The organism is Methanospirillum lacunae (assembly GCF_003173355.1).
Taxonomy (GTDB): Archaea; Halobacteriota; Methanomicrobia; order Methanomicrobiales; family Methanospirillaceae; genus Methanospirillum; species Methanospirillum lacunae.
The window spans coordinates 758,664-770,736 of record NZ_QGMY01000002.1; the positions used below are offsets into that span (position 1 = coordinate 758,664).

Genomic DNA, 12,073 nt, shown 5'->3' on the forward strand with positions numbered 1-12,073 from the left:
AATTGAAAAATCAGGATTGATTCATTTATGAACTTCAACAATTTTACTCTCAAATCTCAGGAAGCAGTCCAGAAAGCTATGGAGATTGCTGTTGCAAAACAAAATCAGGGAATTGAAACAGCGCATCTTCTGAAGGGAATGTTAATTGTTGACGAGAATGTTATCCCATATCTGCTGAAGAAACTGAATGTAAATCTAGATAATTTCTCTCGTTCATTAGATCGCATCGTTGATTCATATCCCAAAGTAAGTGGTGGTGAGCAATATCTCTCACAAGATTCAAACAGGGCGTTGCAGAAAGCATCATCAATTTCCCAGGAATTTAAAGATGAATTCGTTTCCATAGAACACCTGCTATTAGGAATATTATCAGTGAATAATCCTACAACTAAATTGCTCAAAGAGAATGGAGTTTCTGAAAAGGATCTAAAAAATGCAATACAAAACCTCAGGAAAGGATCAACCGTACAAAGTCAGACTGCTGAAGAAACATACAATGCACTGAATCAGTATGCAAAAAATCTGAATGACTTAGTTAGTAGTGGAAAATTAGATCCTGTTATCGGACGAGATGAAGAGATCCGTAGAGTGCTCCAGATTTTATCCCGAAGGACAAAAAATAACCCAATACTTATAGGAGAGCCCGGGGTTGGAAAGACGGCTATAGCAGAAGGGCTTGCTCACCGGATCATCGATGGTGATGTACCAGATAATCTAAAAACCAAACAAATTTTCTCACTTGATATGGGAGCCCTCATTGCCGGGGCAAAATATAAGGGAGAATTTGAAGAGAGACTCAAGAGTGTTATCAAGGAGGTGATATCTGCTGAAGGTGAGATAGTCTTGTTTATCGATGAAATTCATACTCTCGTCGGAGCAGGCGCAAGCGAAGGGGCTATGGATGCAGCAAATATTCTAAAACCAGCTTTGTCCAGAGGAGAACTCCATGTCATCGGGGCTACAACCCTGAAAGAATATCAACGATATTTTGAAAAAGATAAAGCGCTTGAGCGGAGATTTCAGCCAGTAATGGTAGACGAACCTGATATTCCGGATGCAATCTCCATACTTCGGGGAATAAAAGAGAAATATGAGACTCATCATCATGTTCGAATCAAGGATGAAGCAATCATCGCTGCCGTGGAGCTCTCACAACGATATATATCTGATCGATTCCTTCCTGATAAAGCAATAGATCTGATAGATGAAGCAGCATCCAAGCTTCGTCTTGAGATAAACTCGGTTCCGGAAGAACTAGAAATAATTGAGCGAAGAATTCGCCAATTAGAAATAGAGCGAGAAGCAATCAAACGAGAAAAAGACCTGGATAAACTAAATTCTCTAAATGAGGAGATCGGAAATTTATCAGAAGAGAGAAACCAGCTGAAGGTTAAGTGGCAATCAGAAAAGGAAATTGTAGAACAGATTCAACAGCAGAAGAACGAAATTGAGACTTTAAAATACGAGGCAGAGAATTCAAACCGTAAAGGCGACCTTGGAAAGGTTGCTGAAATAAGATATGGCCTTATTCCTGCGATTGAAAAGAATATTGAATCATTAAAGACGAAACTCACTGATTTGCAAAAAGATTCCGCAATGGTGAATGAAGAAGTAGATGCAGAGGAGATAGCCGAAGTTGTTTCCCGATGGACCGGGATTCCTGTAAGCAGGATGTTACAAAGTGAAAAACAGAAACTTCTCACTCTTGAATCTGAATTACACAAACGAGTCGTTGGCCAGGATGAAGCTATTGAAGCTGTGTCGGATGCTATTCGGAGAAGTAGAGCAGGCCTTCAGGATACGAAACGTCCCATCGGCTCCTTTATTTTTCTTGGAACTACCGGTGTAGGAAAGACGGAACTTGCCAAGGCTCTTGCAGAATTTTTGTTTAATAATGAAAACAGTATGGTTCGGATAGACATGTCCGAATATCAGGAGCGACATACTGTCTCCCGGCTTGTAGGAGCTCCACCGGGATATGTCGGATATGAAGAGAGCGGACAACTTACTGAAGCTGTCCGAAGGAAGCCATATTCTGTTGTTTTATTAGACGAGATCGAAAAGGCTCATCCGGATGTATTCAATATTCTTCTTCAGGTTCTAGATGATGGCCGTCTCACGGATAATAAAGGGCGAACTGTAGATTTCAAAAATACCATAATAATAATGACCTCCAACATTGGGTCTCCAATTATTCAGGAGAATCTGGAACATATAACTGACGCTAACCGAGAAGAGATTTTTAACCGGACCCAAATACAAGTAATGGATCTCCTAAAAAAGACCATACGTCCTGAATTTCTAAATCGTATTGACGAAGTAATCATGTTCAAGCCTCTTACTAAAAATGAAATTGAAACTGTTGTAAAGTTGCAGATAGGCCATATCCAAAAAATGTTAGAAAAAAATGATGTCAGGTTTATTGCAACTGATCAAGCGGTTAGATATATTGCAGAACGTGGTTTTGATCCACAGTTTGGAGCAAGACCTATAAAACGAGTTATTCAAAAAAATCTTCTCAATGAACTTTCTAAAATGATCCTGGAAGGAAAAGTATCAAAGGATAAAGAGATTATTGTCAATGAAGAGAATGGCATATTGACCTTTATAAACCAATGAAACCCATTTTTATTATAATTCCACGATATGAATAATCGTATTACATTAATGAATTATAGGTTTAGATCAGGTTTTTTTTGAGAAGATATGGCAACATCACTACATATCTTCCAAAATACCAAAATATTTTTAAACTATTTATTCATACTATAAAATATTCATGATGATATCTGATGGGGGGATTTGGTCTGAACTTTTATCAGTTAGACAATTTCTCATTGTACATACAGTGCGTCATGATATTGGGGGAATGAATGGCAAAAAAAGCCACATCTAAGAAAGCAACAGCTAAAACTTCTGTAAAACAGGCTGTAAAATCTAAAAAGTCAACCACGGTAAAGTCAAAAATTGCGGCTAAGAAAACAGATTTGCCAACTGCGGCAATAATGAGGATTGCAAAAGCAAGTGGAGCTGAGAGAGTAGGGGCCGATGGGGCTGCCTCAATATTGTTACTTGCAGAGGAATATATTGGCAAACTCGTTAGAGAAGCAACAAATTTTGCTTCAGAAGCTGGCAGAAAGACCCTCAAAGGTGAAGATGTTGAGAACGCATCTCAAATTATCTAACACCTTTTTTTGTTGACTGCCTATTATTGATTCCTAAAAAATAACAAGTTCTTCCAGGCACTTTTCTATTTCTTAATCTTATCATCAAGGTCAGGCACGAAATCCTCATCTCATGGAAGGATACTATCCCACTTATTAAAACATAACCTGCTGAATAACATGTACCAAAAAAATGTCAGAGTCAACCCTTTCAATCCTGTATGTTGATGATGAACCATTATTACAGGTAGCTACTGTTGAGTATCTGAAAAGATACAAGATACTAGTGGAAATTGCATCATCGGGCTCTGAAGCTCTCTCAATATTAGAGAATCAACAATTTGACGCAGTAGTGTCAGATTATCAGATGCCAGGAATGAATGGTATAGAATTATTAAAGATCATCAGGAAAAAATCGGACATTCCATTTGTTCTTTTTACTGGAAGGGGAAGAGAAGATGTAGTAATTGAAGCTATCGAAAACGGGGCTGATTTTTACCTTCAAAAAGGTGGGAAACCCACACCCCAGTTTACAGAACTTACCCATAAGATAAGAACCGCTGTACAAAGAAGAAGAGACACAGATCTCATAAGGAAAAATGAACTTAAATTTGAATTATTAATTCAGAATTCTTCAGATATAATCCGGATTCATGATAAAGATGGCCTTATAATTTTTGATTCGCCATCCTCATCTCAAATTCTGGGTTTTCCAGAAGGTTATTTCATTGGGCATAATTTTTTTGATTACATTCACCCCGAAGATAAAATCCGAATTTATTCAGAATTCCAGGAAATATTGAGGACTACAACCAATCAAACACTACATGAATACCGGATACAAAAATCTGATGGCACCTATCTGTATGTAGAGTCCGTTGGATCTAATCTTTTAGATGTTTCTGGTATTGATGGAATTATCACAACAACTCATTCAATTCAAAATCTTAAAACTGCTGAATATGAAATTCGAAAAATGGCTGATGATCTTGCATCTGCGTATAAAGATCTAGCGAATAGTGAAGAAATACTCAGAAATAATTATCAAATATTAAAATGCCGTGAAATTGAGCTGGCAAAAAGTGAAGAACGATTCAGAAATATGGCTGAACGATCTTCTGATTTAATTATTCTTCTTGATACCAATTTATGTGTCTCATATGCATCCCCTTCTTCTACATTGATCACAGGATACGACCCGGATGAACTCATAACATTAAAAGAAAAATTTTCGGAACGGCTATTCTCAGAAAATCACCGGGAATTTTTATCCTGTGTCAGGAATGCAACGTATGGTGATCCCATAGAAAACCTCGAATTTGAGATTTTTAAGAAAAATGCGGAGGCGGGATTTGTCAGTATGAGCATTGTCCCAACATATGTATATAATAATATATCCGGTGTTCAGGTTGCAATACGTGATATTACTCGTGCAAAGCGATCTGAATTACAACTTAGGGAAAGTGAAAATAAGTTCAGGACCTTAGTAGAATATTCACTTGATGGAACATTTATTCTTGACCCAGTTGGGAATATCAGATTTGCCTCTACATCAGCAGCCGATATGGTTGGCGCTGACCATCCGGATGAAATAATAGAAAATAAAAATGTAATCGAATTTGTTGCCCCCGAATCAGTCGATGATGTTATTAAGGATTTTGAAACCGTTGCAAATGGTACTGATGGCTATATTGCACAATACAAAATTATAACATTAAAAGGAAAAACCCGATGGCTCGAAAGCATTGGGAAAAAAATTCTCTTTCAAAATTCTCCCTCTATTCTAATATCTATACGTGACATCACGGCAAAAAAACTGGCGGAGGATGTCCTCCAAAAAACCTCGAAAGAGATGGAACTGATAATCAGAAATATGAGTTCCGCTTTCGTTATTTATGAATCCGTTTTTGACGAAACCGGTAAGTATGTCAGTTACAAATTCGGGTATTTCAATGATACCTTTGCAGAGAGAACCAAACTAAACCAATTGGAAGTTCAAGGCAAATGTGTTTTCGAAGTGTGGCCGGAAACTGAACAGAGCTGGATAGATATGTTTGGTTTAGTTGCCACCACCGGAACTCATCAGATATTTGAAATGTTTCATAAACCTACTAACAAGTGGTATCATTGTAATGCGTATCGCCCTTCTAAATCTCCAGATTGTATTTGTGCTTTTTTTGATGATATAACAGAACGTAAAGCTGAGAAATTAGCATTTGAAGCACTAGTAAGAAGTATGGTCGGGACATGTGGTATTAATTCCCTTCATTTTATTACAGATACTATCAGATCATGGTTGAATGCTGATTGTGTTTTAATCGGAGAAATTCAATATAAAAATGACCTTGTAAATGTCCTAGCAATGAACCTGGATGGCAATATTATTTCAGATTTTAAATATTGTTTTAAAGGATCTCCTTGTGAAAGTGTCACAAAAAATGGATTTAAAATCTATCAAGATAATGTTGCGTCGTTGTTTCCAGATGACATAGATCTCCAAACATTAAAAATCCGTGGATATGTTGGTACACCGCTTGTTAACTCATCTGGTAATCCCTTTGGGATTCTGTGTATTCTTTTTAGAAATCCGATAACGATTTCTGAAACATTACGCGAGATTGTAGATATTATTGCAGTAAAAGCAGCTGCAGAAATTGAAAGAGCCCGAATAGAACAGGAACTGGTAGTAAGCAAAAACCTACTAAGCGATGCCATGAGTATGTCCCATCTAGCAGCATGGGAATATGATATTGCTACTCGTTTATTCATCTTTAATGGACGCTTTTACGAATTATATAATACAACTTCAGAAATTGAAGGGGGATATCAGATGACAATAGAGCAATATTTACATAAATTTGTATATCCGGATGATATCAATCAAGTAATAAAAGAAGTTACAAATGCCATAAACGCTTTCGATCCAGCGTACATTTCCACCTTTGAACATAGGATTATCAGAAGAGATGGCATTATTCGAACAGTTCATGTCAGAATTGCCATCACAATAGATCAATCAGGGAAAACCATCAAGGTTCAAGGTGTCAATCAGGATATCACTGACCGAAAAGAGACAGAAGAGAGAACACTGAGGGCAAACAGACAACTAAATCTTCTGACAAATATCACCAGGCATGATATTCTAAATAACGTCTCAATTGGCCAAATATATCTTGACAATGTACTGACCACATATACCGACCCGGGATTAATAAACAATCTAGAGAAAGTCCAACAATCCTTCGAGGGTATACAGGATCAGATTGAATTCACACGGATATATCAGGAACTTGGATCTCATGACCCACTATGGATTTCTCTTAATAATGCAATACCCATGGTAGTTCCAAAAACAATTATCTTTGAGAAAAAGATTGCAGACATCTCTGTCTTTGCCAATCCAATGTTAAGTGCTGTCTTTTCAAATCTTTTGGATAATTCAATCAGACATGGAAAAAAGGTTACTCGAATCCGTGTTTCAACAATAAAATATGATAATTATCTCAAGATAATATGGGAAGATGATGGAATCGGGATCGTTCAGGAGGAGAAGGAAGAGATATTTGAGCGAGGATTTGGTCAAAACACGGGTTTTGGATTATTTCTTGTAAGGGAGATCCTAATTTTTACTTCAATCTCAATAAAAGAGAATGGAGAATGGGGCGTAGGAGCCCGGTTTGAAATAACTGTGCCGTCTGGGAAATACCGGGAGACCGGAGAGATATAAAAAAAATGTGCAATTTTTTTCCCGATTTTAAGTATATCACGTATAGATTCTGAAATCATTATAATCTTTCAAGAATCTTCTTTTAAACCACATATAAATTAATAAATCATATAATATTCAGGTTCACTGTAACAGGAAGACCCATATCTGATTAAAACAGGTATGTAATAGATAATATGAAAAAAGAATTGATCATTGGTTCATTACTCCTATTCATGGCAGTTGTAATTGGCGGAGTTACAGCTGAAACTTTTGAGGATTATATGTCAAAAGCTCTCACCTTTGAAAACCAACAACGATATACCCAGGCCATAGATAATTATGACCTTGCATTGAAACTCAATTCTACGAATATAGACGCACAATATCAAAAAGCACTTGATCTATACAAGGCAAAACGTTTTTCAGAATCACTGGCAGCCTTTAAGAAAACAACAGAATTAAATCCAAAAAATGCATCGGCTTGGTATTATCAGGGAATAATTAATGAGCAACAGGGCAACAAAGATGATGCACTTGATGCCAACAACAAAGCACGTTTGCTTGGATATATAGTATAAACATTTTTTTCTTTCTGTTATCTGTCCCTTTTATAAAGTTTGTTTTTGAGAACCATATGTTTGGCATCATTCACTCAATAAAAAAGGAATGAGAATTTTAATTTCTAAAACTATGAATCGGTGGAGGAATCCTTCCACCCCGGTTAATAAAATCACTGCAACCAAATTTATTGACCTGTTGAACCGGAGCATGACCAAGCAGACCACCGAATTCAACCATATCGCCAACTTCTTTTCCAATTACCGGGATGAGTCGAACTGCAGTGGTTTTTTGATTAATCATACCAATCGCGGCTTCATCGGCAATGATTCCTGATATCGTAGACGCCGGAGTTGACCCCGGTATTGCTATCATATCTAACCCCACTGAACAGACACAGGTCATGGCTTCGAGTTTTTCAAGAGTTAGGGCTCCACGATTAACAGCATCTATCATTCCCTGATCTTCGCTAACCGGAATAAAGGCTCCACTTAATCCTCCAACAAATGAACTGGCCATCACTCCACCCTTTTTAACCTGATCGTTTAAAAGAGCAAGAGCAGCAGTTGTTCCCGGAGCTCCAACTGATTCAAGACCCATCTCCTCGAGAATCTCGGCAACACTGTCTCCAACCGATGGAGTAGGAGCAAGGGAAAGATCTACTATCCCAAAAGGTATATTTAGTCGTTCTGAAGCAGCCTGTGCTACAAGTTGACCTGCACGAGTAACCTTGAAGGCAGTTTTTTTCACAGTCTCGCAAAGAACTTCAAAATCCTGACCACGAACCCCTTCTAGTGCATGTTTCACTACTCCGGGACCACTTACACCAACATTTATAACCGCATCAGCCTCTGAAACTCCGTGAAATGCTCCAGCCATGAAGGGATTATCATCTGGTGCATTGCAAAAGATTACAAGCTTCGTGCAGCCAAAAGAATTATTCTCTTTTGTTGCTTCAGCAGTCTCTTTTACAATAGTTCCCATGAGTTTCACGGCATCCATGTTGATTCCGGTCTTCGTTGAACCAATGTTAACAGAACTACAGACCCACTCTGTAGAAGAGAGAGCCATCGGAATCGATCGTATAAGATTCTCATCTGCAGGAGTCATTCCTTTTGAGACAATTGCCGAGTATCCACCCAGGAAATTGACACCCATATCATATGCAGCTTTATCCAGGGTTTTGGCAACTGATACAAAATTCTCCGGAGTTTTACAGGCCTGGCCTGCTATTAAGGAAATTGGTGTTACGGAAATCCTTGTATTAACAATCGGTATTCCATATTCACGTTCTATCTCTTTTCCTGTAGAAACGAGATTTTTTGCTAGGGTTGTAATTTTGGAATATATTTTTTTATTTAGCGAATCCAGATTTGAATCAGCGCAATCAAGAAGACTGATGCCGAGCGTAATCGTTCTCACATCAAGCTTCTCCTGCTCAATCATTTTATTGGTCTCATTGACCTCGAAGATATTAATCATAGGAATTTTTCAGATCCGGTGCATGTTAGTAAAAATCTCTTCACGCTGACATCTAATTTTTACACCAATCTCATTCCCAAGATTTTCAAGGTCTGTTACCATATCAGAATATGATTTTTCCAGCCGTTCAGTGTCCACGATCATCATCATATTGAAGTAGCCCTGCACTATTGTTTGAGAAATATCTTCAACATTTACCTGATTATTAGCAAGATATGTACAAACTTTGGCAATAATTCCTACTGTGTCCTTTCCAACTACTGTGATAATTGTTTTTTTCATATAATCGAACAATCCTACATTAATATGTACACGTATCAGAAATTATAATTGATACCGGGAAACATTTTCCACTGCTAGGAAAAATGCATTTTTTTTATTTCGGCCCTCCTTAAGAAGAAATTGTATATAAATCAAAGATGAGGACTATTAAATAAAAAACATGCATTCATATCGGAATCCAAAAAGAAAATAAATTATCAAATTAAGGCAATCCGATTCCGGATTTAAGGTAATGATACCCTGCAAAGAATAACATAAAAACCAGAACCACAATAAGGGCCCAACCTAACCGCATAACCCGGTCTTTTGGATCCATGTCTGAATATCTGCCTGAATATGATCTCCTATTTTGAGAGATTTGGGATCCTCCATCTAATTGTGTACCGCATTTCGGACAAAATCTAGCTGAATCAGCTAGTTTCTCACCACAATTTGGGCAAAACATGATATCTGATCATATAAAGTGATCATATCGTATTTATGTATAGAGTTCAGATTTCAATTCTGATGATTATAACTTAATACAATTTTGAATAATTGGAGTTTAAATCTAAAATACATGATTGAAGAAAATTTTAAATCACGATTATTTCATTCGTGTTGTGGGGGTTTCCCCCCAAAAATGTAGGAGAAATCAGTTGTAGGATTACTGTAAAAAGCCTCAAAGATTGAATTCTTTTTTGACTCCTTCTCCTCTCATCAAAAGATGACGGTGTGATGAATAGTAGTAGTTCTCTCAAACATATATAATTAACGAATACCTTTTCGACATATCACGAACTTCTTGAAAATTACAATTGAAAATTTTATTTCGGGGATTATTCACAAACTATTCCATATTTTGATAATGCTATAAAAAACAAGTTTAAAAATATTCCAATGATGGTCGCGAGAGACATCCCTTCCATATTATATGGTCCGAGTTTCATCACTGCTCCTGAACATCCAACTACCAATATTATAGAAACAAGAACCATATTTTTTATTTTAGAGAAATCTACTTTTGCATCGATTAACATTCTAAAACCCTGAACTGCAATTACCCCAAAGAGTAGTAGAGATATCCCCCCAATTACAGGATCAGGGATGCTCATAATTGCTGATGAAAATTTTCCACAAAAGGATATTAAAATTGCAAAAACCGCACTGGCTGCAAACACAGTTGTACTATATACCCTGGTGATAGCCATTACACCAATATTTTCTGAATATGTAGTGTTAGGTGTGGATCCAAAAAATCCAGATATTGTGCAGGCTATTCCTTTAGCGGCCACTACCCGAAACAGCCCAGGATCTTTCATCATATCTGACCCAACAATACTGCCTGTAACCTCCAGATGTCCAATTAATTCTACGAGAGTTACGAAAAAAGCCGGGATGAGAATTATAATGGCATGTATAGACCACTCCGGAGAGTATATTGGAGGAAAAGCCAGCCATGGGGCTTCAATGATTTTATCAAAAGAAAAATATCCAAGCAGGACAGCCAATGAACTCCCACAGATAATTCCAACAAGAACCGGGATAACCCGGAGAAAACCTTTAAAGACTGTCATGCAGATGAGCGTAACCAGAAGAGTAAAAAGTGAAATTGCAACGATATTGAAATCAGAATTATCCAGAGATAAACCCGACAATTTAGCAGCTGTTGGTGCCAGTGCAAGACCGATAACTGCAACTACACTACCCATAACAACATCGGGAAAAAGAATTTTTACCCAATTTGTTCCAACCCAATAGATTATCAAAGCAGAAATGAGAAAAAATATTCCAGTTGCTATATACCCGGATAATGCTGCTCCATATCCATAAGATCCAATGATGAGAAGAGAAGGGGCAATATATGCAAAGCTTGATCCAAGATATGCAGGAACTTTCCATTGACAGATAATGAGAAAGATCAAGGTACCAATTCCATTAAACAATAAAATAGTTGCAGGATTTATACCAAGAAGAACTGGAACAAGAACTGTGGCTCCAAACATTGCAAATAAATGTTGGATACTCAGGGGGATCAAAAGAGAAAGAGAAGGTACACTATTCACCGGAATATCATCAGTATTCATTTAGTAAGAGTCGGTATCACAAGGAATAGGTTTTTCGAAAAACATCAATAAGAACACACATCTTTCATTGAATTACCTCTCTTCAATCTTTTGAGATAACATTAACATAGTTGAGAAATGTATTATCAAAGAGAAGTGATTTCATGTGAAGTTTTTGAATAATTAGTTTTTTATAAAATAACATGGAGGTGTATTAAATGAAAATAGTATTGCTTGATGATAATGATCGATTGGCTCAGGTATACCAGTCAGTTCTCATGAGTAAGGGCTATGATACTGAAATTATTGGAGATGCCAGTAAAATAGTTGAAACATTAAAAACAAATAAACCAGACCTTCTTTTACTTGACATTATGATGGAGCCATTATCCGGTTGGGATGTACTTGAACTCATAAAAAAAGAACCTGATCTTGATGATATTCTCATTATAATACTCACTGGTAAAGTGATGACAATTGAGGAAGCGCTAAACTATGGTATGAATATTGATGGATATGTTATGAAACCTTTAGAACGTTCCATATTATTGTCTGTTATCGAAGAAATAATGGAGATTTCCAGAGAAAGTTCTTCCAGGTATTATAAAGCACTTGAAACTGGAATGTCTGAAGAGGAAGCATCTCAATGTCGACGCATCTTTCGAAAGCGAAAAGTACTTTCATACCTTAAAGATTTACTAGTAAAACAGGAGAAAATGCTCTCTCTTCGTCCAGTTGAACAATCGGATATTCTAGAATCTATTGAACATCTTAAAAAAATGATCACAAATCAATACCATATATTAAATCAGAGTGAGATGACCTGTCCATAA

9 protein-coding genes are annotated in these 12,073 nt (G+C 37.0%); 5 read left to right on the top strand and 4 right to left on the bottom strand.

Annotated features, from left to right (window positions below):
- The first annotated feature begins 27 nt into the window (after positions 1–27).
- The 4 genes from clpB (at position 28) to DK846_RS03975 (ending at position 7,451) form a co-directional block, all read left to right on the top strand.
- A complete protein-coding gene (gene clpB, locus DK846_RS03960) occupies positions 28–2,619 on the top strand; it encodes an ATP-dependent chaperone ClpB (protein ID WP_109967589.1) in 2,592 nt (863 codons plus the stop codon).
- 347 nt (positions 2,620–2,966) lie between these two features.
- The gene (locus DK846_RS17990; RefSeq protein WP_281269815.1) at positions 2,967–3,185 is read left to right on the top strand and encodes a histone family protein; all 219 of its coding nucleotides are present in this window, start codon (positions 2,967–2,969) and stop codon (positions 3,183–3,185) included.
- A 172-nt stretch (positions 3,186–3,357) separates the two neighbouring features.
- Positions 3,358–6,891: a PAS domain S-box protein gene (locus DK846_RS03970; RefSeq protein ID WP_109967591.1), complete on the top strand. Its 3,534-nt coding sequence runs from the start codon at positions 3,358–3,360 to the stop codon at positions 6,889–6,891.
- A 176-nt stretch (positions 6,892–7,067) separates the two neighbouring features.
- Positions 7,068–7,451: a tetratricopeptide repeat protein gene (locus DK846_RS03975; RefSeq protein ID WP_109967592.1), complete on the top strand. Its 384-nt coding sequence runs from the start codon at positions 7,068–7,070 to the stop codon at positions 7,449–7,451.
- A 97-nt stretch (positions 7,452–7,548) separates the two neighbouring features.
- Here the strand turns inward: DK846_RS03975 and DK846_RS03980 are convergent, their stop codons facing one another.
- The 4 genes from DK846_RS03980 to uraA form a co-directional block, all read right to left on the bottom strand.
- On the bottom strand, positions 7,549–8,913 hold the full coding sequence (locus DK846_RS03980; protein WP_109967593.1) for a PFL family protein: 1,365 nt from the start codon (positions 8,911–8,913) through the stop codon (positions 7,549–7,551).
- Between the two features lie 9 nt (positions 8,914–8,922).
- Positions 8,923–9,195 carry an ACT domain-containing protein gene (locus tag DK846_RS03985; protein WP_109967594.1) on the bottom strand — a complete coding sequence of 91 codons (273 nt, stop codon included), beginning with the start codon at positions 9,193–9,195 and terminating at the stop codon, positions 8,923–8,925.
- A 202-nt stretch (positions 9,196–9,397) separates the two neighbouring features.
- Complete coding sequence (locus DK846_RS18285; RefSeq protein WP_109967595.1) at positions 9,398–9,640, bottom strand: zinc-ribbon domain-containing protein; 243 nt, start codon at positions 9,638–9,640, stop codon at positions 9,398–9,400.
- Positions 9,641–10,013: 373 nt separating this feature from the next.
- The gene (gene uraA, locus DK846_RS03995) at positions 10,014–11,261 is read right to left on the bottom strand and encodes a uracil permease (RefSeq protein WP_109967596.1); all 1,248 of its coding nucleotides are present in this window, start codon (positions 11,259–11,261) and stop codon (positions 10,014–10,016) included.
- 197 nt (positions 11,262–11,458) lie between these two features.
- Between uraA and DK846_RS04000 the strand changes: the two genes are divergently transcribed.
- Positions 11,459–12,073, top strand: a complete 615-nt coding sequence (locus tag DK846_RS04000; protein WP_109967597.1) for a response regulator — start codon at positions 11,459–11,461, stop codon at positions 12,071–12,073.